This is a genomic window from Tepidiforma thermophila, assembly GCF_002563855.1.
In the GTDB taxonomy this organism is placed as follows: domain Bacteria; phylum Chloroflexota; class Dehalococcoidia; order Tepidiformales; family Tepidiformaceae; genus Tepidiforma; species Tepidiforma thermophila.
The window spans coordinates 45,350-69,288 of the sequence record NZ_PDJQ01000001.1 but is presented as its reverse complement, the minus strand read 5'-3'; the positions used below and the strand labels follow the sequence as shown (position 1 = coordinate 69,288).

The following is a 23,939-nucleotide window of genomic DNA, read 5'->3' as shown; positions in this document are numbered from 1 at the left end:
CATGCCCGCTCCGCGCCGCGACCTCCACGAGCTCAACCGCCTCGCCTGGAACGAAGCCACCCGCGCACACAACAGCCACAAGGGCGACCAGGCCCGCTTCTTTCGCGAGGGCGGCTCCACCCTCTTCCCGGAGGAGCTGGAACTCCTCGGCCCCCTCGAAGGGAAGCGGCTCGTCCACCTCCAGTGCAACGCCGGCCAGGATTCCCTCTCCCTCGCCCGGCTCGGCGCCCGCGTCACCGGCGTCGATATCTCCGACGAAGCCATCGCCTTCGCGTCCGAACTCTCCCGCGCCGCCGGCATCCCGGCCGACTTCGTCCGCGCCGATATCTACGACTGGTTCGACGCCGCCGCAGCGGCCGGCGAGCAGTTCGACCTCGCCTTCTCGTCCTACGGCGCCGTCTGCTGGCTCTCCGACCTCTCCGCCTGGGGCCGCGGCATCGCCGGCATCCTCGCGCCCGGCGGCGCCTTCGTCCTCGTCGAATTCCACCCTGTCGTCTGCATGTACGACGACGAACTCCGGCTGACCTGGCCCTACCGCGACCCCGAACCGGTCCTCGGCGACGGCGTCGGCGATTACGTCGCCGCCTCCCGCGAGGGGCTCGTCCCCTGGGGCTTCGAAGAAGGCGTCACCGGCTTCAAGAACCCCCACCGCGGCGCCGAATTTGCCCACGGCACCGCCGACGTCATCACGGCCCTCATCGAGGCCGGCCTCGTCCTCGAAGTCTTCCGCGAGTACGAGTACGCCAACGGCTGCCGCTTCTTCTCCTGCGCCGAAATGCGCGAAGGCCGCCGCTACTACCTCCCCGCCGGCGTGCCCGCCATCCCCCAGATGTACGCCGTCCGCGCCCGCAAGCCCGCCTGACCCGGCCCCCGTTCGACGTCGCGCCCGCTTTCCGGCACAATCCAGATTCCATGCAGCCGCCCCCGGTTTCCGAACGCGACCCCGGGTCGCTCGAGCGGTACCTCCTCTCCTTCCGCTGGCCCTTCCGCAACGAGGAGGTCCACCGCATCCTCGTCCAGGGCGGCCTCCCCCTCTGGCGCCAGGTCCTCCGCTTCGTCCCAAACCCGAAAGAGCGCGGCAAAGCCCTCGAGCTTGGCAGCCCGCCCTTCCACATCACCCTCCTCCTCCAGCGCTTCCGCAACTACGACCTCTTCCTCACCGGCTACGCCGCCGACGGCCGCCCGGAGCTCCGCCAGCAGCTCGAAAGCCCCGAATTCGGCGAAACGTACGAATTCGTCTGCACCTGCTTCAACGCCGAGGCCGATACCTTCCCCTACCCCGACAACACCTTCGACCTCGTCACCTGGTGCGAAGTCATCGAGCACCTCACCGAAAATCCCGTCCACACGCTCGCCGAGATCCACCGCGTCCTCAAACCGGGCGGCGCGCTCGTCATCTCCACCCCGAACGCCTCCCGCGCCGACTCCATCGCCAACTTCCTCGCCGGCCGCAACATCTACGACCCCTACCACCTCGGCGCCCCCCTCAAGGGCTCCCGCCACAGCCGCGAGTACACCCTCGCCGAGCTCACTGGCCTCCTCGAGGGGTGCGGCTACACCATCGAGCGCGCCGCCGACATCGACATCTACCCCCCGGCCAGCCGCAACCGCCGCATCTTCCGCTGGCTCATGAACAACGTCGTCAGCCGCATCACGAAGGGCCACTACCGCTACCACCTCTTCGTCCGCGCCCGCAAAACCGAGGCCCCCTTCCGCTGGTACTTCCCGTCCTCCCTCTTCGATATGGGTCACCTCGCCTTCTACATGGCCCCGCGCGATCCCGAGGTCACCTTCGGCATCAATGAGGTGCCGCACATCGCCATGGGCTGGGGCGACCTCCAGCGCGACCCCTCCGGCCGCGAATATCGCCGCTCCGGGCAGGTCGGCGATATCTACCTCCTCGTCCGCGAACCCAGCACCGCCGCCACCGTCACCCTGGCCGGCGGCCGCGGCGAGGCACAGGCCTGGCACGATAACGGCGGCAACCTCGTCCTCCTCGGCGCGACCCGCTTCGACGCCCCGCCCGGGCGCTGGACCGACGTCACCATCCCCCTCTCCGCCGACTTCGAGCCCGGCAACCCCCTCCATATCCGGCTCGATACAGAGGCCGGCGTCGACGTCCACCGCGTAACAACGACATAACGCACCCGCGCCGGGTTAACGGCCCGCAATTGCTGACCCTTCGCGCCGTTTGCTACGATCCCGCAAAGGCAGGCCGGAGGCTCCGCCCGTGGGGGTAGATGGCATAGCCGTCCTGGTGCTGAACCAGAATTACGAGCCGCTCAACGTGTGCTCCGTCCGGCGCGCCATCGTCCTCGTCCTCCGCGGCAAAGCAGAAATCATCGAAACCGCCCGCGCCGTCCTCCACACCGCCCGCACCACGCTCGCCCTCCCCTCCGTCATCCGCCTCGTTCACATGGTCCGCCGCCCGCGCCCGAAGCTCCGCCTTACCCGCCGCGAAATCTTCCAGCGCGACGGCTGGCAGTGCGTCTACTGCGGCCGCCAGACCCGCGACCTCACCCTCGACCATGTCATCCCCCGCCACCGCGGAGGTCCCCACACCTGGGAGAACCTCGTCGCCGCCTGCCGCACCTGCAACCACCGCAAGGCCGGCCGCACCCCCCAGGAAGCCCGCATGACCCTCCTCCGCGAGCCCGCCGCGCCCCGCGTCAGCATCTACCACGCCTTCTACCCCTACCTCGAAAGCGAAGAAGCCTGGCGCAAGTTCATCCCCGGCTGGGACGACGCCGTCCTCGCCGCCGCCGGCTGACCGGCCGGTAAACGTCACTCGTCCGCAGCCGCGCCTCCGGTATCATCTCCGTTCGAATCTCCCCGGAGGTCAAACCGGTGAAGCCAACGGCACCCAACTGGCGCGAACTCGTCGCCGACAAACTCGTCTCCCCCGAAGAAGCCGTCGCCGTCGTCAAAGATGGCGACTGGGTCTGGACCGGCGGCTGGACGTCCGTCCCGCCTCAGCTCTGCGCTGCCCTTGCCGCCCGCGCCGGCCAGCTCAAGAACCTCACCATCGTCAACTTCCTCTCCCCCTTCAACTGGGACAGGCCCGAAGTCCTCGCAAACTGGAAGGTCATCACCGGCTACTGCAGCCCCTTCGACCGCAAGGCCGCCCGCGAAGGCCGCATCGAATACGTCCCCGTCTCCCGCTTCCGCGAAGGCAAAATGCCGCCCGGCCTCGACCGCCTCGATGTCGCCCTCATCCCCATCTCCCCGCCCGATGAAGACGGCTGGTGCTCCTTCGGCTCCGGCGTTTTCTTCGGCCCCACCGTCTCCGGCATCGCAACCACCCTCATCGGCGAAATCCACGAGAACTTCATCCGCACCGGCGGCGGCAACCGCATCCACATCGACCGCTTCGCCCGCGTCTGCGAGTACACCCTCCCGCCCGCCGCAGCCCCCATTCCCCCGCGCACCGAAGAAACCGAGCTCGCCGCCAACGTCATCTGCACCCTCGTCGCCAACGAAATCGTCTACGACGGCGCCACCCTCCAGTTCGGCATCGGCGATGTCTCGGCCGCCCTGCCCGTCTTCCTTGAGGAGAAGCACGACCTCGGCGTCCATACCGAACTCCTCCCCGGCGGCATCCCCGACCTCGTCGAAAAGGGCGTCATCACCGGCAAATACAAGCCCCACCACGTCGGCAAGGTCGTCGCCAGCGCCCTCGGCCAGGTTCCGCCCGAGGACCTCGCCCGCATCAACGGCAACGACACCTACGAGCTCTACGACTTCACCCATACCGACGACATCCGCCTCCTCCTCCAGATCGAGAACTTCATCGCCGTCAACAACGCCCTCGCCGTCGACCTCACCGGCAACGTCTCCTCCGAGACCCAGGGCAACCTCGTCTACTCCGGCACTGGCGGCCAGGCCGTCTTCGCCATCGGCGCCTCCACCGCCGCCAACGGTTCCGTCATCGTCCTCCCCTCCAGCTCGCTCATCGGCGATACCCGCCACACCCGCATCGTCGGCGGCCACCCGCCTGGAACGGTTGTCACCGTCCACCGCGGCTTCGTCGACTACGTCGTCACCGAACAGGGCATCGCGAAGCTTACCGGCAAGTCCATCCGCGAACGCATCAACGAGATGATCTCCATCGCCCATCCCGACTTCCGCGGCGAACTCAAGAAGGAGGCCCAGCGCCTCTACGGCATCACCGTCTAGCAGCCCGCAGCTCCTCCCGCCCCCTGAGCGCCCGCCGTGCCCGCCGCCGGCGGGCGCTTCCCGTTCCCGCAGGCCCCTGCCGCACCGGGCTATACTCGCCTCCCACGGAGGCAGCAGCATGAACGACTACCGCACCATCCTCTACGAAGTCGAACGCGGCCGGGCGCGCATCACCCTCAACCGCCCCGAAAAGCTCAACGCCCTCAGCCTCGAACTCCAGCAGGAGCTCCACGACGCCCTCTGGGAGGCCGACAACGACACCCGCGTCCACGCCGTCATCATCCGCGGCGCCGGCCGCGCCTTCTCCGCCGGCTACGACCTCACCCCCCTCGGCAACCGCCGCCCTGCGCCCGAGGGCGACCACTACACCTCCGTGTACCGCGGCGCACGCACCTTCGACGACGACGCCTGGCAGCTCGAGCGCGCCCAGCGCCTCCGCATGGCGATCTTCGACATGCACAAGCCCGTCGTCGCCCAGGTCCATGGCTACTGCCTCGCCGGCGGTACCGATATCGCCTTCCTCTGCGACATCGTCATCGCCGCCGAAGACGCCGTCATCGGCTTCCCGCCCGCCCGCGCCATGGGCTCCCTCCCCAACCAGATGTGGGTTTACCACTGCGGCCCCCAGTGGACGAAGCGCCTCTTCCTCACCGGCGACACCATCACCGGCGCGGAGGCCGCCAAGATCGGCCTCGTCCTCAAGGCCGTCCCCGCGAATCTCCTCGCCCAGGAGGTTGAAGGCCTCGTCGACCGCATGGCCATGATCGACACCGACCTCCTCTCCGCCAACAAGCGGATCGTCAACCTTGCCCTCGAACTCATGGGCGCCCGCACCATGCAGCGCCTCGGCGCGGAGAACGACGCGCGCGCCCACCTCGCACCCTCCGTCCGCGAATTCGGCCGCATCGCCGCCGAGCAGGGCCTCAAGGCTGCCCTCCACTGGCGCGACGCGAAGTTCGGCGACGGCCGCGCCCGCGTCGAGGGCCCCGAAATCCGCGACGAGCACGGCCGCCTGGTCTGACCGCGACGCCGCCCTGCGGTACCATCCCACCGTGTACCCCGACGACGATGACGACCGCATCCCCCTCGGCCCGCCCGCCGATGACCGCGACCTCGGCCCCGACGAGCGCGACCGCGACCTGATGGACGGCACCTGGGAGCAGCAGTACTACAGCGGCCAGCTCCGCACCCGCGACTGGAACACCATCGCCCTCGGCATCGCCATCCTCGTCGTCCTCGCCCTCGTCCTGCCGATGCTCCTGGTGGTGTTCCGGTGAACCGCCCGGTCGCCCTCGTCGGCCCCGGCGGCCCGCCGCTCCGCGGCCTCGCGCTTGCCCTGGCCGAAGCTGCCCGCCCCATCGGCCTCACCACCCTCGCGCCCGCCCGGGACCACGAATTCGCGACCGCCAGTATCGCCAACGAACTCTGGGCCCTCGGCGCCGACCACCTCCACCGCGTCCTCGACGCCGCCGACCCCGCCGCCCTCGGCGCGTTCCTCGCCGAGCTCGAAGACCGCTTCGGCCCGCTCGCAGCGCTCGCCGTCGACCCCGGCCCGCTCCCGGACATCCCCTTCGACGAGTTCTCCATCGACGAGTGGCTCCCCCTCGCCCGCGAACGGCTCGGCGCAACGCTGGTCGCTATCCGCTGCGCGGCACCGCTCCTCGAACGTGCCGGCGGCGGCCCGGTTGCCATCGTCCGCCACCCGGCCCCTGCCACCGCCGCCCCGGCGCTGATCGACGCCGCCCTCGCCCAGCTGCCTGCCGCCCTGGAGGCCGAGCTGGCCGGGCGCCCGCTCCGCCCGGCCGCCCTCGACGCAGCCGGCGACCTCGCCGCCGCCTTCCTCTCCCTTCTCCCCTGAACCTGCCCCGCAGCCGCCGGTCTCCCGCGGCGCCCGCAGTGCCGCTGTGCCATCCTTCTTGCGTGCAAAGTCAAGTGAAAGATAAATTTTCTTAAGTAAGGTATTGACTTTCCTCCTCGCGAAAGCAAGAATGGCACCCTGGGGCCGCTGCCCCCGGGAGACCCGCCATGTTCGACCTCAACCCCTGGTTCGTCGCCGCCTTCAGCGACCACTTCGTCGCCAGCCGCCGCGCCTCGGCGGCGCGCTACCGCCTTGGGCGCCCGGGGCCCCTGCCCGCTATGATCGCCCGGTGCGCCGCCGCACTCCGCCGGGCTGCCGCCGCCCTCGACGCCTGGGCAGCCGGCAGCCCCGCCGAGCTCCCCGACCCCTTCCCGCTCGGCGGCCGCGGCGCCCGCTGAAAACCCCTGCCTAGGACATTCCCATGGCTCGACTGATCGGCGCCTGCCCCAGCTGCGACAGCCCCATGATCGTCCGCCGCCTCGAATGCCCCGAATGCGGCACAGGCGTCGATGGCCACTTCGATGCCGGCCCCCTCGCCCGCCTCAACCGCGAACAGCTCGCCTTCGTCGAAACCTTCCTCCGCGCACGCGGCAAAATTAAGGACGTCGAAGAAGAGCTCGGCATCTCCTACCCCACCGTCGTCGCACGGCTCAACGACGTCCTCGTCGCCCTCGGCTTCGAAACCGGCGAAGACCCCCGCGACGCCGAGCGCCGCCAGCGCATCCTCGACGAACTCGCCGCCGGGCGCATCTCCGCCGCCGAGGCCGCCGAACAGCTCCGCGCCCTGGCCGCCCGCGATGGCTGACACCGACCCCGAAATCCGCCGCCTGCATGAAGAGGCCCGCCGTGCCCGCGAGGCCGCCGAGCGCCTGCGCCGCGAAGCAAAGGCCGAGGCGGAGCGACTGAAGGCCGAGGCCCGCCGCGCCCGCGACGAGGCCCGCCGCCAGCGCGACGCCGCGCGCGCCGAACGCCGCGGCACCGCCGACCCCGCCGATGGCGCCGGCGCGGCCCGCGTCGAGCGCCCCCTCCCGCCGCTCGAGGGCATCGGCCGCCTCGAAATCGACAGCACCGCCGGCAGGCTCACCGTCCGCACCTGCATCGAGGGCGAAACTCCAGCCGTCGCCGCTGCAGCCAGCCGCTCCGCCCCTGAGGTCGCCATCGAACGCGACGGCGATACCCTCCGCATCCACATCCGCGTTGCCCGCGGCTGGCTCTTCCGCCGGCGCCAGGGCGCCACCGCCCTCGTCCGCCTCCCCGCCCACAATTTCCGCGCGCTCCGCATCGCCAACGGCTACGGCGAAATCGAAGTCGCCGGCCTCTCCGCCGATTCGATCCGGCTCAGCACCGGCGCCGGGACCGTCACCGCCGTCCAGCTCACGGGCGACCTCGATGTCAGCGTCGGCGCCGGCCGCATCAGCATCCTTGCCCATGAGGGCACCGCCAGCGCCCAGTCCGGCACCGGCGATATCACCCTCGACCTCGCAGCTGTCCGCCCCGGCCGCTACCGCGTCGATGTCGGCCTCGGCCGCGCCGAGGTCCGCATCCCCCCGGGTGCCGAGGTCGAAATCCGCGCTGCCTCCGGCCTCGGCAAGTCCGCCATTGAGGTGCCCTCTGTCCCGGGCGCGCCGGCCGTCATCAGCGTCAACAGCGGTATCGGCGAGGCCGCCGTCCGCTGGCGCGTCCCCGGCGAACCCCCGCCCGCGCGGCCCGCCCGCCCCGGCCCCCTGCCCGCGCCGCCGACCGCCGCCGCGAAGCCGAAGAGCTCCGCGTCCTCCAGCTCCTCGAACAGGGCCGCATCACCCCCCAGGAAGCCGCCGACCTCATCGCCGCGCTCCGCGGCGCCCCCGGCCCGGCCTTCGCCGACGAGCCCCCGGCCCCCTAGAGCCCCGGGATATGCTCGTGCCGCCCCAGGTAGCCGAGCTCCGTTGCCCGCCGCGCGAGCTCCTCCCGGAACTTCGGGTGCGCGATCTCGATCAGCATCCGCGCCCGCTCCCGGATCGTCCGCCCGTGCAGGTTTCGCGCCCCGTACTCCGTCACCACCCAGTGCACGTCCCCCCGCGTCGTCACCACCCCGCTCCCCGCCGCCAGCTCAGGACAGATGCGCGACACCGTTCCGCCCTTCGCCGTCGAGGGCAGCGCAATAATGGGCACGCCGTGCTTCGCGCGCGCAGCGCCGCGGATAAAGTCCACCTGCCCCCCGATGCCGCTGTAGAACCGCGGCCCGATCGAATCCGCCACCACCTGCCCCGTCAGGTCCACGCTCAGCGCCGAGTTGATGGCCACCATCCGGTCCTGCGACGCAATCACGTCGACATCGTTCGTGTAGTCCACCGGGTGGAACTCCACCTCCGGGTTCCAGTCCACGAAGTCGTACAGCTCCTGGTTCCCGACCGCGAACGCCGAGACCACCTTCCCCCGGTCGCGCGTCTTCCGCGCCCCGTTGACCACCCCCGCCCGGATGAGCGGCAGGAGCGCCTGGGTGAACATCTCCGTGTGCACGCCAAGGTCGCGGTGCCCGGTCAGGTGCCGCAGCACCGCGCTCGGGATCGTCCCGATACCCATCTGCAGCGTCGACCCGTCCGCCACCAGCTCCGCAACGTGCCGGCCGATGTCCATCGCTTCCGGCCCCGGCTCTTCGAGCACCACCTGCGGCAGCTGCTCGTCCACCTCGATCGCCAGGTCGATGAAACTCGCGTCCAGGCTGTGCCCGAACGTCCGCGGCATCCGCGGGTTCACCTGTGCCACCACCGTCCGCGCATGGATCGCTGCCGCCATCGCGCAGTCGACCGACACCCCCAGCGTGCACCGGCCCTCCCGGTCCGGCGGGCTCACCTGGATAAACGCCACGTCCAGCGGCAGCGCCCCGCCGGGCTCGAACTGCCGCGGGATGTCCGAGAGAAAAATCGGCGTGTAGTCCGCCCGGCCCTCCTGCACCGCCTGCCGCACGTTCGGGCCGATGAAGAGGGCATTGTGCCGGAACCGCTCCTCCATGCCGGGCTCCGCGTACGGCGCCGGAGCGTCGGTGTGCAGGTGGACAATCTCCACGTCCCGCAGGTCCTGCCGGATCGCCACCAGCCCTTCGACCAGCACGCGCGGCGTACATACCCCGCCGTGCACGTACACCCGGTCGCCGTGCTGCACCACGCCGACCGCTTCGTCCAGTCCCACAATGCGCATGGCGCCCAGCCTCTCCCACATCACGTGAACGGCGCAACCCCCATGCGGGCGCGATCACGCCAGCCGTTCGTCCATTCCTGCCACACTTGTACCACATGCCCGGCGTCCTCTGGTTCCGCCGCGACCTCCGCCTCCACGACCACCCCGCCCTTCATGCCGCCATCGAAGCCGGCCCCGTCGCGCCCCTCTTCGTCCTCGACCAGCCGCTTCTCCGCGGGCGCTGGTCCTCCTCGAACCGCACCGCCTTCCTCCTCGCCTCGCTGCGTGAGCTCGACGCGGCCCTCAGCGAGCGCGGCGCCCGCCTCCACGTCCGTTTCGGCCGCCCGGCCGATGTCGTGCCTCGCTTCGCCGCCGAAATCGGCGCCTCGGACGTCTTCGTCTCACGTGACTACAGCCCGTACGCCCGCCGCCGCGATGCCGCCGTCGCCCGCGCCCTCGAGGCCGCCGGCATCCGCTTCCACGCCCGCCGCGGCACCCTCGTCCACGAGCCCGAAGACGTGCGCGGCGCAGCAGGGCAGCCCCTCTCGGTGTTCACCCCCTTCTTCCGCGCCTGGTCCGCGCTCCCGCTCCGCGCCGTGCTCCCCGCCCCCGGCCGCATCCCCTGCGCCGCCGCCGAACCGGGCCATATCCCGGGCCTCTCAGACCTCGGCCTGCCCCCGGCGGTCGATGCCCTGCCGCCCGCCGGCGAGGCCGCTGCCCGCGGCCGCCTCGAACGGTTCCTCGCCGGCCCGGTCTGCGCCTACGCCGCAACCCGCGACCGCCTCGACCTGGCCGGCACGTCCCGCATCAGCCAGGACCTCCACCTCGGCCTCCTCTCCCCGCTCGAGGTCGTAACCCGCGCCCGCGCCGCCCCCTGCGATGCCGGCAAGTTCATCGCCGAAGTCGCCTGGCGAGAGTTCTACCACCACATCCTCTGGCACCACCCCCGCGTCCTCCGCGAACCCTTCCAGCCGGCCTTCGCCGCTATCCCCTGGCGCGACGCCCCGGCCGACTTCGAAGCCTGGGCCGCCGGCCGCACCGGCTACCCCATCGTCGATGCCGCCATGCGCGAACTCCTCGCCACCGGCTACATGCACAACCGCGCCCGCATGATCGTCGCTTCCTTCCTCACCAAGGACCTGCTGCTCGACTGGCGGCTCGGCGAAGCCCACTTCATGCGCCACCTGGTCGATGGCGACGTCGCCAACAACGATGGCGGCTGGCAGTGGGCCGCCTCCGTCGGCACCGATGCCCAGCCCTACTTCCGCATCTTCAACCCGGTCGCCCAGTCGAAGAAGTTCGACCCCGAGGGCGCCTTCATCCGCCGCTGGCTCCCCGAGCTCCGCCGCGTTCCCGACCGCTACCTCCACGAGCCGTGGACCATGCCCGCCGATGTCCAGCACGCGGCCGGCTGCATCATCGGCCGCGACTACCCCGCGCCAATCATCGACCACCACGCCGCCCGCGCGCGCGCCCTCGCCGTCTTCGAAGCCGCCCGCCGCGCCGCTAGCTCGCCAGCCGGTCGATGAGGACCGTCCCCAGCCCGAGCAGCATCAGGAACCCCATCACGTCGGTAAACGTGGTCAGCCAGATCGAACTCGCCACCGCCGGGTCTCCGCCCAGCCGCTTGATCGTGAGCGGGATGATAGCGCCCATGACGCCCGCGATCAGGACGTTCAGGAGCAGCGCGACAAAGACGACCAGTCCCAGCCACGGGTTAAACGAGAGGATGAGCGCCAGCACTGCCGTCAGTGCCCCCGCCAGGATGCCGTGCACAACCCCGAACGCCAGCTCCTTCCGCAGCACCAGCAGCCAGTCCGATAGCTTCACGTCGCCCAGCGCAATCCCGCGCACGACCAGCGTCACCGCCTGTGTGCCCGTATTGCCCGCATGCCCGGCGATCACCGGCATGAACACCGCAAGCGTCGCCGCCCGCGCGATCGTCTCCTCGAACGGCCGCACGACCAGCGCGGCGAAAAACGCCGTCGCAAGGTTCACCAGCAGCCACGGCACCCGCCGCCGCACCGACCGCCACACCGGCGCCAGCACCGTCTCCGCCTCGTCGAGGCCGACCATCCGGTACATGTCCTCGGTCGCCTCTTCCTGGAGCACGTCGATCAGGTCGTCGGCAGTCATCACGCCTTCGAGCCGCCCCTCCGCATCCACCACCGGCACGGCCAGCAGGTTGTACTTCTGCAAAATCCGGGCCGCCTCCTCCTGGTCGGCGTCCGTCGTCACCGCGTGCACGTCCCGCTGGGTGATCTCCTTCAGCAGCGTCTTCGGCGACGACACCAGCAGGTCCCGGATCGACACCACGCCCTGCAGCACACGGTTGTCATCGACCACGTACAGGTAGTACGCCCGGTCCGCAGGCGGCCGCAGCACCCGCAGGTAGTCGATCGCCTGCTGCACCGTGATCCCTTCGTTCAGGGCCACGAAGCCGCGCGACATAATGCCGCCGGCCGACTCGTCCCCGTACTGCAGCAGCTCCGCGACTTCCTCGCCGCGGTCCATCTGCGCCAGCGTCTCCGCCTGCTCCTCCGGCTCCAGCTGCTGGATGACATCCGCCGCGACGTCGTCCTCCACCTCCTCCAGGACGGCCGGCAGGTCCTTCACGCCGACCCCCCGGATCAGCTCCTTCAGGTCGTCGTCCTCGACGTACTCGAAGAGGTCGGCCACCACGTCCGTCGGCAGGTGGTCGAGCAGCGCCACGCGCTCCTCTTCCGGGAGCTCGAGTACCAGTTCGGCAAGGTCAGCAGGGTGAAGGGACGTTACAAGCGCGACGAGTTTCGCCCACTCGCCGTTCGCCGCCAGCGCGCGTGCATCATCGAAAAGCTCCCGGACAGCCACGTCATCGGCCACGGAGGTGTCCTGCGTTGCGGAGGTTCGAGGCACGCGGGTGTGCGCACGTGCCGAACGTACGCCCCGCCTCCCGAAGGGTCAAACTGCATCCGTTAACACCCCGTTTGCCCGCAGTTTGCTCATCTGCCTACGCAGGTGAGCTATAATCCCGCCGATTGCGATCCGAGGAGGCGCCCGTGGCCCGCAACCGCATCCTCACCCTCGCAGCAGCGGCGCTCGGCCTTGCTGCCCTCGTCCCCATCGCCACCGCCATCGGCGACGACGCCCCCGGGGATTCCCGCATCGAATCCGCCACCGCCCTGACCACCACATTTACCTACCAGGGCCGCCTCGCCGACGGCGGCAGCCCCGCCAACGGCCCCTACGACCTCCGCTTCATCCTTTACGACGCCGAATCCGGCGGCGCCCAGGTCGGCGCTACCGTCACGAAGGACGACGTCCCCGTCGCCAACGGCCTCTTCACCGTCGACCTCGATTTCGGCCCCAACGCCTTCCGTGGCGACGCCCGCTGGATGGAGATCGCCGTCCGGCCCGGCACCTCGACCGGCACCTACACCGTCCTCTCGCCGCGGCAGCCGGTCAGCCCGGCGCCCTACGCTCTCTTCGCCGCGGCCGCGGGCAGCCTAAAGGTCCCCCTCACGGTCACCGGCACCTCCGCAGGCGTCCCGTTCACCACCGAGAACCTCGGCCTCGTCACCGTCAACCAGGAGGGCACCGGCATCGCCATCGCCGGCCTCCGCACAACGACCGACTCCGCGGCCTACCCCGCCGTCTACGGCTACAACGCCGGCGGCGGCGCCGCCATCCAGGGCGAAACGACCGCAACCAACGGCATCGGCGTCCAGGCCTTCGCCACCCAGGGCACCGCCGGTAAGTTCGTCGGCCAAACGGCCCTCGACCTCGATGGCGCCCTCAAAGTCTCCGGCAGCGCCCCCGCCGCCTTCGTCCACACCGTCACTACAGCGGGCGCCAGCAAGAACACCTGCGCCGGCTCCGACAAGGTCACCGTCCTCGACCATCCGCTCCTCAACGGCAAGCCGGACGCTATCGTCCTCATTACGCCCCGCGCCGACGTCCCTGGCGGTACCACCGGCCCGGTGGACATCGGCGTGAGCTACCGCGCAGCCGCGTCCGCCCCGTGCACAGGCGTCTCAAACCAGTGGGTTATCTACACGACCGCCATCGACTTCGTTGACGGCGCCACCTTCAACGTCCTGGTGATCAGCCAGTGAACGCCCGCCACGCCCGCCGCACGCTCGCCCTCGCTGCCGCCGCCTGCGTCAGCTTCGCAACCCTCGCAGCCGTCCTTGCGCAGGTCTCCTTCGGCTCCTACGAACTCTGGTGGCGCACCACCTCCGGCGGCGGCCGCTCGACCGGCGGCCCCTACGAACTCCGGGCCGCCATCGGCCAGCCCCTTGCCGGCACCTCGACCGGCGGGAGCTTCACCGTGGCGTCCGGGTTCCTCCCCGGCGGCGGCCAGGACAGGTACTACCGCTACCTGCCGCTGCTCGCGACCGACGGCACCAACTGAGTCCTTTCGCCGTCGCGATGCCCGGGGCCGCAGCCAGTGGGAGAGGCTGCGGCCCCGCCCGTTCCAGTCAGTGACGTCCCATCCCGGGCCGGAATCTGGCCTGCCGGGCCCCCGTCAGGCGTGCCCCGCCGCCGGCCACGAAATTACCGACGAGTACTGCCGCACCACCGGCGGCCAGGCCAGCCCCTCTCCGGCCCCGCAGTGCCGGGCCACCAGCTCCCGGAAGCGCGCCAGCTTCGCCTCGTACCCCTCCATGCCCGGCCGCACGTGGTACATCCATGCATACTCCGCAGCCACATCGTCGAGCGGCCGCGGCTCCCGCGGCTGCGGCGGCAGCGGCTCCACCCGCACCCGACGGCCCATCGCCAGCAGCACCGCCACCAGCTCCCGCAGCGCCGGCAGCTCGCAAAAGGGGCTGCCCCACAGCTCCTCCCACAGCGCTGCGACCGGGGTGTTCGGCGCACGATCGAACGCCACCACCGCGCAGGTCCGCCGCGCGTTCCGCTCCATCGCCGCCAGGAACCCCCCGACATCCTCGATGGCGTACAGCACGTTCGCCGCCAGCGCCACATCGCCTTCCGGCGCTGCGGCACCAGGGCCCGGCGGCCAGGCCATCTCCACGATCTCGATATTCGTCCGCCCCGCCTCCTGTGCCGCCTCAGCCAGCTGCGCCCGCATCGCGCGCGACGGCTCGACCGCAATCACCCGCGCCACCTTCGCCGCCAGCGGCACCGCAAACCGCCCGCCGCCAGCACCGATATCGAGCCAGGTATCATCGGGCTCAGCCAGCGCCAGCAGCGGCTCCAGCTCCGGGACCGGCATCCGCCCCGGCCGAAACGCTGCCGCGCGGGCGGCCCAGTAGTCCTGCCCCGGCCGCTCAGGGCCTTCGATCGACTGGATGTACGCCCGGTTGGCGGCGACCTGCGCGGCGTACGCCGCCAGTGCGTCCTCAGGCGTTGGCCTGAGCGTCACCGTCGCGGTCATTCCGGGGCCTCGCAGCGGCCCGCCGCAGTCCGTGCCCGGGTCGAGAGGGAAGGGAGAAAGCAATGGGGCGAGCGGTGGGATTCGAACCCACGATCTTCTGAGCCACAATCAGACGCGTTAACCACTACGCTACGCCCGCCATGGCGCACCTTAATCCTACCAGCCCCGGGCCGCGTCGCGCCAATCGTCCTGAGCCCACCATGGTCAGTAATTCGAAACGTTCAGCTCGTCCATGTGCCCGGTGACCGTGTAGATCACCCGCTCGCAGACGTTCGTGCACCGGTCTGCGATCCGCTCCAGGTTGTGGGCGGTCCACAGCAGGTAGGTATACCGCTGGATGGTCGAAGGGTCGGCAACCATCGCCCGGAACGCCTCCTCGTACACGCTATCCTGCAGTCGGTCCACCTCGTCGTCCGCGTGGCAGATCTGCCGCGCCGCCTCAACATCCTGGTCAATGTACGCCTTCAGCGAATCGCGGAGCATCGCCACCGCACGGTCGGCCATCGCGGGGATGTACCCAAGCTTTCGCGGCAGCGGCTCCGGCTCCATCATCGTGTTAATCCGCGCGATGCCCTCCGCGTGGTCGGCCATCCGCTCCAGGTCGGTGATGATATACAGCACGCTCACCAGCGCCCGCAGGTCGGTCGCCATCGGCTGCTGCGTCGCGATCACCGAAATCGTCCGCTCCTCGATCTCGAACCGCTTCCGGTTGATCCGGTCGTCGTCCGCGATGATCTGGCGCGACCACTCGACATCGCCATCGCGCAGCGACTCCATGGCGTCGAGGATGGCCTTCTCGGTCATCGAGCCGAGCGTCAGCACATCGTCCTGGAGCTGCCGGAGCTCCGACTTGAACAGGTCCCGTGTCATCCCCGCGCCCCTTCCTCGATGCCTTAGCCGAATCGGCCGCTGATGTAATCCTCGGTCCGCCGGTCCTTCGGAGTCGTAAAGAGTTCCTCAGTGGGGCCGTATTCTATCAGCTGGCCCGAGACCCGTTCGTCCGTCAGCATGAACGCCGTGTAATCGGAGACGCGCGCCGCCTGCTGCATATTGTGCGTCACGATGATGATCGTGTAGTCCTTCGCGAGCTCCCGCATCAGGTCCTCGATCTTCAGCGTCGCGATCGGGTCCAGCGCCGAACACGGCTCGTCCATCAGGATGATGTCCGGCGCCGTCGCAATCGCCCGCGCAATGCACAGCCGCTGCTGCTGCCCGCCCGAAAGCGCCAGCCCCGACTTGTTCAGGTCGTCCTTCACCTCGTCCCACAGCGCCGCCCGCCGGAGCGACTCCTCCACCAGCCGGTCCTTATCCCCCTTGAACCCGTTCACCTTCGCCCCGAACAGGATGTTCTCCTTGATCGACCGCGGGAACGGGTTCGGCTTCTGGAACACCATGCCGACCCGCCGGCGAACCTCCACCGGGTCCACCGACCTGTCGTAGATGTCCTGTCCGTCGAGGTAGACCTTCCCCTCGATCCGCACCCCCGGGATGAGGTCGTTCATCCGGTTGAAACAGCGCAGGAGCGTGCTCTTCCCGCAGCCGGAAGGCCCAATCAACGCCGTCACCTTGTTGCGCGGGATCTTGAACGAAACGTCGGTCAGCGCCTGCTTGTGCCCGTACCAGAGCGAAAGCCCCCGCACCTCGATCGTCGGGTTCGGAATGTCCTCCAGGATCGCGCCCTGGGTCGCGCCCTGCGGCCGGAGATGCTGCTCGGCCCCATCCCGGCCGAGAGCCGGCACCCGCGTCAGCGTCGTCGGCTGCGTCTGCTGTTCAGTCATCACGTCCTACCTCCTCGGCGCCTAGAACCGCCGCTGCAGCTTCTGCCGCAGGAAAATTGCCACGGAATTCATCAACAACAACACCACCAGCAGCACAATAATGCCCGCCGCGGCGACCCCCTGGAAATCCTGCTGCGGCCGCGACACCCAGTTGAAAATCTGGATCGGCAGCACCGTAAACCGGTCCAGCGGATTATCGGGCGTGAAGGGGACGTACGTCAGTGCGCCGATCGTAATCAGCGGCGCGCTTTCGCCAATCGCCCGGGAGGCGGCAAGGATGTTCCCGGTCAGGATGCCCGGCAGCGCGTACGGCAGCACGTGGTACCGGATCGTCTCCCACCGCGTCGCTCCCACCCCGTACGACGCATCCCGGATGCTCGGCGGTACCGCCCGCAGCGCCTCCTGGGTGGCCACCACGATGATCGGGAGGATGAGCAGCGCCATCGTCAGTGAACCCGCAAGCACGCTCCGTCCCAGCTCCATCCAGCGGACGAAGACCTGCAGCCCGAGCAGCCCGTAAATGATCGACGGCACCGCCGCCAGGTTCGAGATGTTGATCTGGATAAAGCTCTTCAGCTTCCCCTCCCGTGCGTACTCCTCCAGGTAGATCGCCGACATCACCCCGATCGGCAGCGCCAGCACGATGGTAAAGAACATCATGTACGCCGTGCCGTAAATCGCCGCCTTCGCCCCTGCCCGGTCCGGGAACCGCGAGTCGAAGCTCGTCAGAAATTGCCAGTCGAGCCACGGCAGGCCGGACACGAACGTATCGACCAGCAGCCACAGCAGCATCCCCAGGCCGACCGCAATGGCAACCAGCCCAATGCCCGTGAAAATGGCCCCCGTCACCTTCCGGAAGCCCAGCCGTGGCCGGAACTGCTCCCGCGCCGGGAATTGCTCCGCAGTCGTTACCGCCATCAGTCGTACACCTCACGGAATTTCCGCACGAACCAGAAGCTGAAGATGTTCATCACGAACGTCAGCACGAACAGCGTCGTCCCGACCGCGAACAGCGTGCGGTACTCAAGCGACCCGTACGGCGTGTCGCCAAGGCTCACCTGCACGATGTAGGTCGTCATCGTCATCACCGGCACCGTCGGGTCGAACGTGAACGTCGGATTCTGCCCGGCCGCGATGGCCACGATCATCGTCTCGCCGACCGCCCGCGAAAGGGCCAGGATGATCGACGCCACAATCCCCGAAAGGGCCGCCGGCACCACAACCCGGGTCGCCACCTCCATCCGCGTCGCCCCAAGCCCGTACGCCCCTTCGCGCAGCGCCTGCGGCACCGACGACATCGCATCCTCGCTGAGCGAGGCGACCAGCGGCACGATCATGATGCCCATCACAATCCCCGGGCTCAGCGAGTTGAAGAGCGTCATGTCGATGAACCGCTGCAGGAACGGCGTCATCACCGTCAGGGCGAAGAAGCCGTACACCACCGTCGGCACCCCGGCCAGCACCTCCAGCGCCGGCTTCAACACCGCCCGCGCCTTCGGGTGCGCAAACTCGCTGAGGTAGATCGCCGACATCAGCCCAAGCGGAACCGCCACCAGCAGCGCAATGAGCGACGTCAGCGCCGTCGCCGAAACCAGCGCCCAGATGCCGAACTTCTTAATCGAAAACAGCGGCGTCCACTGCGTCTCGGTAATGAACTCGATGAACGAGACCACCCGGAAAAACGCGATCGTCTCGCCCGCCAGCGAAAGGATGATGCCCGCCGTTGTGAACGCGCCCACGGTGGCGGCCACAAAGAACACCCCGGCGATGGCACCCTCTCTCAGCTGCCGCGACCGCTTGTGACCGAGGCTCACCCGCGACGGGTACGCTCCCTTCCAAATGTCCTGCGCCACGATTCGCACCCCGTTCCCGAAACGTTAGGCTGGCAGGGGGCCAGGCTGCGCCCCCTGCCAGCCTCCATCCTGGCCGGCCAGGTTGTCGCCGGCCGGCTGCACCTTACTTCAGGTACCGGTCGAGCGTCGCCCCGACCTCAGCACCCTTCGGGAACAGCGTCCCGAGCGTCTTCGATTCGAACCGCTTGGTGATCGCGGCGTACAGCTCGTCCGTCAGGGGGACGTAGCCGACTTCCTTGGTCGGGATGATCGGCGTGAAGCTCTTGCTCAGGTAGAACTTCACGAACGCCTGGACCTCCGGCCGCTCCGCAGCCTCCTTTCGGACATAGATGAAGATCGGCCGCGACAGCGGCTGGTACTTGCCGGTGCGGATCGTCTCCTCGCTCGGCAGCACGCAGTTGCCGTCACCCTTCTCGTCGATTGCGACGAGCTTCAGCTTGCCCGGGTTCTCTACGTAGTACGCATAGCCGAAGTAGCCGAGCGAGTTCTCGTCACCGCTCACGCCCTGGACGAGGATGTTGTCGTCCTCCGACGCCTGGTAGTCGCCGCGGCTCGACTTCGCCTTGCCCACGATCGCTTCGGTGAAGTAGTCGAACGTCCCAGAGTCCGCGCCCGCGCCGTACAGCTTCAGCGGCCTGTCCGGGAACGAATCCCGCACCTGCTTCCAGTTCGTGATCTTCCCCTGGGCATCCGGCTCCCAGATCTTCTTCAGCTCGGCCACCGTGAGGCACTGCGCCCACGTGTTCTTCGGGCTCACCACGACCGACAGGCCGTCATACGCCACCGGCAGCTCGATGTACTCGATCCCCTTCGCCTTGCACGCCTCGACTTCCTTCGGGTCGATCGGCCGAGAGGCGTCCTGGATGTCCGTCTCGCCGTTGCAGAACTTCTTGAAGCCGCCGCCCGTGCCCGAAATGCCGACCGAAATGCGGACGTCCTTCGCGTACTTGCGGAACTCTTCCGCCGCCGCCGCCGTCACCGGGTACACCGTCGACGACCCGTCGATAATGATCTCGCCCTTCAGCTTGGCGAGCTCATCCTTGTTCGCCGGCGGCACCGGCTTCCCGGCCGCAACCGTGGGCGTCGGCTGCGCAGTCGGAGACCCCGCCTGGCCGCCCGACGGCTGCGTGGCCGTCGGACCCGCAGCCGGCGTCTCGCCGCCTTCGTCATCGTCGTCGCCGCCGCACGCGACCGCGACCAGTGCGATGAGGGACACGAGCGCTCCAAGCAGGATCGCCCACTTCCCTCCACGTACGTTGCGAAGCATCAAGCTATTCCCCCTGAAGTCAGTATGGTTGGTGCTTCGTGCCGCATGCTCCCCCCGCCCCTTTAACCCGGGTTTAACGGCAGCGGCCCGTCACCCCGGCGCTTCGTCAAGGTTTTACACCCGCTTTGCAGCTCGCCGCTGATTCCCCCGGCTCCGCCCGCGAACATACCTTCAGGCAGCAGGCGGACGACGGCCCCGCCCGTCTGCCTGGCCAGGTCGCCCGGGGCTCCTGGTCCGCCAGCTCCCCCGTCCGGGCTTCCGCCCGGTGGCGGACCATGAGCCCCCGGCGCATACTCGAACCACCTACCTCCACGGCCACAAGGCGCCCATGGCCCAGAAAATCCTCCTCGTCGACGACGAAGCCAACATCCGCGACCTCAACGCCCTCTACCTCGAAAAGGAAGGGTTCACCGTCGAACACGCCGCCGACGGCCGCGATGCCCTCGCACGCTTCGCCCAGTCGCCCCCGGCCCTCGTCGTCCTCGACGTCATGATGCCCGGCCTCGATGGCTTCGAAGTCCTCCGCGAACTCCGGCGCGAAAGCGACGTCCCCGTCATCATGCTCACCGCCCGCTCCGACGACATCGACAAGATCGTCGGCCTCGAACTCGGCGCCGACGACTACATGGCCAAGCCGTTCAACCCCCGCGAGCTCGTCGCCCGCGTCAAGCGCATCCTCCACCGCGTCGAAGGCGGCCGGAAGCCGCAAACCGCCATCACCATCGGCAACCTCAGCGTCGATAAGGCCCGCCGCGAAGCCCGCGTCGATGGCCAGCTCCTCGACCTCCGCACCAAGGAGTTCGACCTTCTCGTCGCCTTCGTCGAAAACCCCGGCATCGCCCTCACCCGCGACCAGCTCCTCGGCTCCGTCTGGGGCTACGACTTCGCCGGCGAAACCCGCACCGTCGATGTCCACGTCCAGCACCTCCGCTCTAAACTGGTCAACGCGACCGTCCAGATCGAAACCCTGCGCGGAGTCGGCTACAAGCTCGTCGAACCCGAGGCCTGAACCGCCGGTCGCCCATCCTTTCCCCCGGAGCCCGCCCGCCGTGACCCGCCGGCTGCCCCGCAACCCCCGTCAGCCCCATGGGTAGCCTCCAGGTCCGCCTGCTCTTCACCTACCTCTTCATCATCGCGGTCACCCTCTTCCTCGCCGCACTCTCCCTCTTCCTCCAGATTGGTGGCTACCGCGACGACATCTCCTACGGCAACCTCGAAGACCTCGGCCGCCTCATCAACGCCCAGGCCAACGCCGAGCTGCAGGCCCGCCTCGAAACCGCCCCCGGCGACCCCGTCCCGACCACCAACGACCTCCTCCTCACCCTCCGCAGCTTCCTCGGCCGGCCCAACCGCGTCTCCGCCGAAACCGCCCTCGCCCTCGTCGACGCCAACGGCCGCGTTATCCCCGGCCTCACGTCATCCCCCGCCGACCTCTCCCTCGATAACGCCGTCGTCCGCGACCTTGCCAGCCAGCCGCTCCCCCCGCCCGGCTCCCCAGCCGCCCTCGAGCCGCGCCGCTGCCGCCTCGAAGTCCCCGGCCGCCAGCCGCTCCTTTGCGTCTCCATGGCCCTCGAGCCCGAAGTCCTCCAGGCCCTCAGCGAAACCGGCGCCGCCGCCATCATCGTCGCACGCCCGGCCGCCTCCCTCGGCGAAATCGTCGGCGACCTCATGCCGCGCCTCCTCTTCTCCGGCCTCATCGGCGTCGCCGCCGCCCTCGTCCTCGGCTTCGCCTTCAGCCAGAGCGTCGCCGCCCCCCTCCGCAACATCGCCCGCGCCGCACGCTCCGTCGCCCGCGGCAACTACCGCCAGCGCGTGCCGGCCACCGGCCCCCGCGAAGTCCGCGACCTCGCCGCCAACTTCAACCGCATGACCGAAGAAGTCCAGCGCTCCCAGCAAACCCTCCGCGACTTCCTCGCCAACATCTCCCACGAACTCAAAACCCCGCTCACCTCCATCCGCGGCTTCAGCGAAGCGATCCTCGACGGCACCATCGACGACCCCGAGGGCATCCAGCGCTCCGCCCGCGTCATCAGCGACGAATCCGCTCGCGTCCTCCGCCTCGTCCAGGAGCTCCTCGACCTCTCCCGCATCGAATCCGGCCAGGTCTCCATGGAGCAGAACGACGTCGACCTCAACGAGCTCTTCGCCCACCTCGCCGACGTCTTTAGCCTGCGCGCCGAAGAGCACGGCATTCGCCTCGAATTTGCACCCTCCGGCACCGCTCGCGTCCGCGGCGACTTCGACCGCCTCGAGCAGGTCATGAACAACCTCATCGACAACGCCCTCCGCTACACCCCGCCCGGCGGTACCGTCCGCGTCACCTGCCGCGACCTCCAGCCCGGCACCATCCAGGTCGCCGTCTCCGATACCGGGCCCGGCATCCCCTCAGAAGACCTCCCGCACCTGTTCGAACGGTTCTACCGCAGCCGCACCACCCGCGAGCCTGCCAACGGCCGCAAAGGCTATGGCCTCGGCCTCGCCATCGCCCGCGAAATCGTCCGGGCCCACGGCGGCGAAATCTGGGCCACCAGCGAACTCGGCCGCGGCACCACCTTCGTCTTCACCCTTCCCATCGCGGGCCGAGCAGCACCGCGAGCCGCCGCGCGATGACTTCCAGCGTGTGCCCCGCCGACATCGCCCCGAACCGGCCCGCCCAGCCCGCCATCACGATCGCCATCCGGTACAGTCCGAGCGCCTCGTAGTACTCCAGCGCGGTCAGCTGCTGCCCGGTCACCGCCGCGTACGCCTCCGAGAGCAGCGTTTCGCCCCGCGGCCCGCCCATCCCGCCGAATACCGTCTGCAGCGCCGCATAGAACCCCAGGTCGGAGCGCGGGTCGCCCAGCGCCGCCAGCTCCCAGTCCAGCACCGCCACTACCTGCCTGCCCGCGAACAGGTAGTTGCCCGGGTTCGGGTCGCCGTGGAGCAGCGCCACCCGCGCATCCGCGGGCTGGTTCGCCCGCAGCCACTCCCCCAGCGCGATGAGGAGCGGCGCCCGCGCAATCCGCAGCCGCTCCGCCCGTGCCCGCCACGGCCCCAGCTCTGCCTCCAGCGGATCCTCGGCCGGCCCTTCCGCCAGGAATTCGAGCCCCGCCGCCCGCCAGTCCACCGCGTGCACCGCCGCCAGCGCCGCTGCCGCCGCCGGCAGCCGCTCCGACCGCCCGTACCAGAAGAGCGGCAGGGTCTTCCCGCGCACACGGCTCATCACGTAGAACGGCACCCCAAGCACCGCGCCGGTCGGTTCCAGCCACGCCGCCGCCGGCACGGGCACATGCGTGCCGGCCAGCGCCCGCAGCACCCGGTACTGCCGGCTCACGTCGTACGGCGCGAGGATGCCTGCCTCCCGCTGCGGCCGCAGCACCATCGGCAGCGCCCAGGTGCACCCATCGGCCCACACACACAGGTCGAACCCCACCGTCTCGTTGCTCGCCCCGGCCGGCATCGCCCGGGGATTCCTCACCTCCACCCGCTCGGCCGCCGGTAGCTGCTCCCTGAGGTACGCCGCCAGCCGCTCCGTCCAGTGCATCAGTCCAGCTCTGCCAGCGCCATCAGGAGCAGCTCCGAAGCCTGCTCCAGCGAATACCAGGGAGTGCTGCCGTTGCCGTATCGCCGCCACCCGTAGTGGATGACCGCCAGCTGCCAGAGCCACATCGCCCGGAACCAGCGCAGGTCGCCCGGGTCCGCCCCCGCAGCCGCCCGGTAGCGCACCGCAAAGGGCATCCGCTCCGCCGGCCCGAATGGCGCACCCTTCAGGTGCGAGAGCGCCAGCAGCTGCCCGACATCGACCCGCGGGTCCGAAATCCGCGCCTGCTCCCAGTCGACCACCCTCACCACCTCGCCGCCGCGAAACAGGTAGTTGAACACGTTGATATCGCCCTGGCAGAGCGCCAGCCTCCCTTCCGCAGGGACCGTTGCACGCAGGCGCGACAGCGCGTCCTCCAGCAGCGGCTCGCCCGCGCAGCCGAACCCCGGCATCCGCGCCTCCACCGCCGCAAGGTCACGCTCCAGCGCCTCCGGCACGCTCGCCGGGACGCCGAGGAACGCCAGCCCGGCTGCCTGCCAGTCGACCGCATGGATCCGCGCCACCATCCGCGTGAACGCATCGAAGTCCGCATCCGGCGCCAGCCCCATGTGCGGCGCATCGACCCACTCCAGCACGATGAACGGCGCGCCGAGCGGATCCGCCGAGGGCTCCATCCCCAGCAGCCGCGGCACCGGCACATCCGTCGCAGCCAGCGCCGCGATGACCCGCCCCTCGCGGATGACATCGTACGGCTCGAAAATTCCCCGCTCCCGCTGCAGCCGCAGGCACACCCGCCGCACCGTCCCCGAGAGCAGCTCCACCCGGCAGGTCACATTCGAGGCGCCGCCGTCGACCGCCGTGATCGAACCCACCCGGGCATCCTCGAAGCCCGGCAGCCGGTTCAGCCACGGTTCGAAGTCGGCCGGGCGCGGCACCATCCCCCGGATTGTACGG

25 protein-coding genes and 1 tRNA gene are annotated in these 23,939 nt (G+C 69.6%); 15 read left to right on the top strand and 11 right to left on the bottom strand.

What is annotated here, in order from left to right:
• Nucleotide 1 precedes the first annotated feature (1 nt).
• From A9A59_RS00360 to A9A59_RS14400, 10 genes are all read left to right on the top strand, one after another.
• A complete protein-coding gene (locus A9A59_RS00360; RefSeq protein WP_098502379.1) occupies nt 2–862 on the top strand; it encodes a class I SAM-dependent methyltransferase in 861 nt (286 codons plus the stop codon).
• Between the two features lie 50 nt (nt 863–912).
• A complete protein-coding gene (locus A9A59_RS14200; RefSeq protein WP_098502378.1) occupies nt 913–2,142 on the top strand; it encodes a class I SAM-dependent methyltransferase in 1,230 nt (409 codons plus the stop codon).
• A gap of 88 nt (nt 2,143–2,230) precedes the next feature.
• Entirely contained in the window at nt 2,231–2,770 is a 540-nt protein-coding gene (locus tag A9A59_RS00350; protein WP_098502377.1) for an HNH endonuclease, read from the top strand.
• Between the two features lie 77 nt (nt 2,771–2,847).
• A complete protein-coding gene (locus A9A59_RS00345) occupies nt 2,848–4,176 on the top strand; it encodes an acetyl-CoA hydrolase/transferase family protein (RefSeq protein WP_098502376.1) in 1,329 nt (442 codons plus the stop codon).
• A gap of 118 nt (nt 4,177–4,294) precedes the next feature.
• A complete protein-coding gene (locus tag A9A59_RS00340; RefSeq protein WP_098502375.1) occupies nt 4,295–5,197 on the top strand; it encodes a crotonase/enoyl-CoA hydratase family protein in 903 nt (300 codons plus the stop codon).
• A 31-nt stretch (nt 5,198–5,228) separates the two neighbouring features.
• Nucleotides 5,229–5,453: a hypothetical protein gene (locus A9A59_RS00335; RefSeq protein ID WP_098502374.1), complete on the top strand. Its 225-nt coding sequence runs from the start codon at nt 5,229–5,231 to the stop codon at nt 5,451–5,453.
• Nucleotides 5,450–6,034: an SDR family oxidoreductase gene (locus tag A9A59_RS00330; RefSeq protein ID WP_098502373.1), complete on the top strand. Its 585-nt coding sequence runs from the start codon at nt 5,450–5,452 to the stop codon at nt 6,032–6,034. Before A9A59_RS00335 ends, A9A59_RS00330 begins: the two co-directional genes overlap by 4 nt.
• 167 nt (nt 6,035–6,201) lie before the next feature.
• A complete protein-coding gene (locus A9A59_RS00325) occupies nt 6,202–6,432 on the top strand; it encodes a hypothetical protein (RefSeq protein ID WP_098502372.1) in 231 nt (76 codons plus the stop codon).
• Nucleotides 6,433–6,455: 23 nt separating this feature from the next.
• Nucleotides 6,456–6,839: a DUF2089 domain-containing protein gene (locus A9A59_RS00320; RefSeq protein WP_098502371.1), complete on the top strand. Its 384-nt coding sequence runs from the start codon at nt 6,456–6,458 to the stop codon at nt 6,837–6,839.
• Nucleotides 6,840–7,706: 867 nt separating this feature from the next.
• A complete protein-coding gene (locus A9A59_RS14400) occupies nt 7,707–7,916 on the top strand; it encodes an SHOCT-like domain-containing protein (RefSeq protein WP_423242392.1) in 210 nt (69 codons plus the stop codon).
• Here A9A59_RS14400 and A9A59_RS00310 read toward each other — a convergent pair.
• Nucleotides 7,913–9,211, bottom strand: coding sequence for an acetyl-CoA hydrolase/transferase family protein (locus A9A59_RS00310; RefSeq protein WP_098502370.1), 1,299 nt, complete (start codon nt 9,209–9,211; stop codon nt 7,913–7,915). The two genes, A9A59_RS14400 and A9A59_RS00310, sit on opposite strands and share 4 nt — an antisense overlap.
• A 95-nt stretch (nt 9,212–9,306) precedes the next feature.
• On the opposite strand from A9A59_RS00310, the gene A9A59_RS00305 reads away from it, so the two are divergent.
• The gene (locus A9A59_RS00305) at nt 9,307–10,719 is read left to right on the top strand and encodes a cryptochrome/photolyase family protein (RefSeq protein WP_098502369.1); all 1,413 of its coding nucleotides are present in this window, start codon (nt 9,307–9,309) and stop codon (nt 10,717–10,719) included.
• Here A9A59_RS00305 and mgtE read toward each other — a convergent pair.
• On the bottom strand, nt 10,697–12,052 hold the full coding sequence (gene mgtE, locus A9A59_RS00300) for a magnesium transporter (protein ID WP_165772391.1): 1,356 nt from the start codon (nt 12,050–12,052) through the stop codon (nt 10,697–10,699). The genes A9A59_RS00305 and mgtE overlap by 23 nt on opposite strands.
• Before the next feature lie 176 nt (nt 12,053–12,228).
• Between mgtE and A9A59_RS13855 the strand changes: the two genes are divergently transcribed.
• Nucleotides 12,229–13,284, top strand: a complete 1,056-nt coding sequence (locus tag A9A59_RS13855; RefSeq protein ID WP_098502367.1) for a DUF7452 domain-containing protein — start codon at nt 12,229–12,231, stop codon at nt 13,282–13,284.
• Entirely contained in the window at nt 13,281–13,583 is a 303-nt protein-coding gene (locus tag A9A59_RS00290; RefSeq protein WP_098502366.1) for a hypothetical protein, read from the top strand. The genes A9A59_RS13855 and A9A59_RS00290 overlap by 4 nt, the downstream gene beginning before the upstream one ends.
• A 114-nt stretch (nt 13,584–13,697) precedes the next feature.
• Here the strand turns inward: A9A59_RS00290 and A9A59_RS00285 are convergent, their stop codons facing one another.
• The 7 genes from A9A59_RS00285 to A9A59_RS00255 all read right to left on the bottom strand — a co-directional run bounded on the left by A9A59_RS00285 (nt 13,698) and on the right by A9A59_RS00255 (nt 19,468).
• Complete coding sequence (locus A9A59_RS00285) at nt 13,698–14,567, bottom strand: class I SAM-dependent methyltransferase (protein ID WP_098502365.1); 870 nt, start codon at nt 14,565–14,567, stop codon at nt 13,698–13,700.
• Nucleotides 14,568–14,630: 63 nt separating this feature from the next.
• A tRNA-His gene (locus A9A59_RS00280) sits at nt 14,631–14,706 on the bottom strand.
• A gap of 65 nt (nt 14,707–14,771) precedes the next feature.
• Nucleotides 14,772–15,437: a phosphate signaling complex protein PhoU gene (phoU, locus tag A9A59_RS00275; protein ID WP_098502364.1), complete on the bottom strand. Its 666-nt coding sequence runs from the start codon at nt 15,435–15,437 to the stop codon at nt 14,772–14,774.
• A gap of 23 nt (nt 15,438–15,460) precedes the next feature.
• Nucleotides 15,461–16,345: a phosphate ABC transporter ATP-binding protein PstB gene (pstB, locus tag A9A59_RS00270; protein WP_098504755.1), complete on the bottom strand. Its 885-nt coding sequence runs from the start codon at nt 16,343–16,345 to the stop codon at nt 15,461–15,463.
• Between the two features lie 21 nt (nt 16,346–16,366).
• Nucleotides 16,367–17,263, bottom strand: coding sequence for a phosphate ABC transporter permease PstA (pstA, locus tag A9A59_RS00265; RefSeq protein WP_098502363.1), 897 nt, complete (start codon nt 17,261–17,263; stop codon nt 16,367–16,369).
• Nucleotides 17,263–18,129, bottom strand: a complete 867-nt coding sequence (pstC, locus tag A9A59_RS00260; RefSeq protein WP_423242391.1) for a phosphate ABC transporter permease subunit PstC — start codon at nt 18,127–18,129, stop codon at nt 17,263–17,265. The genes pstA and pstC overlap by 1 nt, the downstream gene beginning before the upstream one ends.
• Nucleotides 18,130–18,301: 172 nt before the next feature.
• A complete protein-coding gene (locus A9A59_RS00255) occupies nt 18,302–19,468 on the bottom strand; it encodes a PstS family phosphate ABC transporter substrate-binding protein (protein ID WP_423242389.1) in 1,167 nt (388 codons plus the stop codon).
• Nucleotides 19,469–19,793: 325 nt separating this feature from the next.
• On the opposite strand from A9A59_RS00255, the gene A9A59_RS00250 reads away from it, so the two are divergent.
• Both A9A59_RS00250 and A9A59_RS00245 read left to right on the top strand, forming a co-directional pair.
• Nucleotides 19,794–20,474 (top strand): response regulator transcription factor, encoded by a 681-nt coding sequence (locus A9A59_RS00250; RefSeq protein WP_098502361.1) that lies wholly within the window; start codon nt 19,794–19,796, stop codon nt 20,472–20,474.
• A gap of 77 nt (nt 20,475–20,551) precedes the next feature.
• Nucleotides 20,552–22,075 (top strand): sensor histidine kinase, encoded by a 1,524-nt coding sequence (locus A9A59_RS00245; protein ID WP_098502360.1) that lies wholly within the window; start codon nt 20,552–20,554, stop codon nt 22,073–22,075.
• Here A9A59_RS00245 and A9A59_RS00240 read toward each other — a convergent pair.
• Nucleotides 22,026–22,988 carry a phosphotransferase family protein gene (locus A9A59_RS00240; RefSeq protein WP_098502359.1) on the bottom strand — a complete coding sequence of 321 codons (963 nt, stop codon included), beginning with the start codon at nt 22,986–22,988 and terminating at the stop codon, nt 22,026–22,028. The two genes, A9A59_RS00245 and A9A59_RS00240, sit on opposite strands and share 50 nt — an antisense overlap.
• Nucleotides 22,988–23,923: a phosphotransferase family protein gene (locus A9A59_RS00235; protein ID WP_098502358.1), complete on the bottom strand. Its 936-nt coding sequence runs from the start codon at nt 23,921–23,923 to the stop codon at nt 22,988–22,990. The genes A9A59_RS00240 and A9A59_RS00235 overlap by 1 nt, the downstream gene beginning before the upstream one ends.
• Nucleotides 23,924–23,939 lie beyond the last annotated feature (16 nt).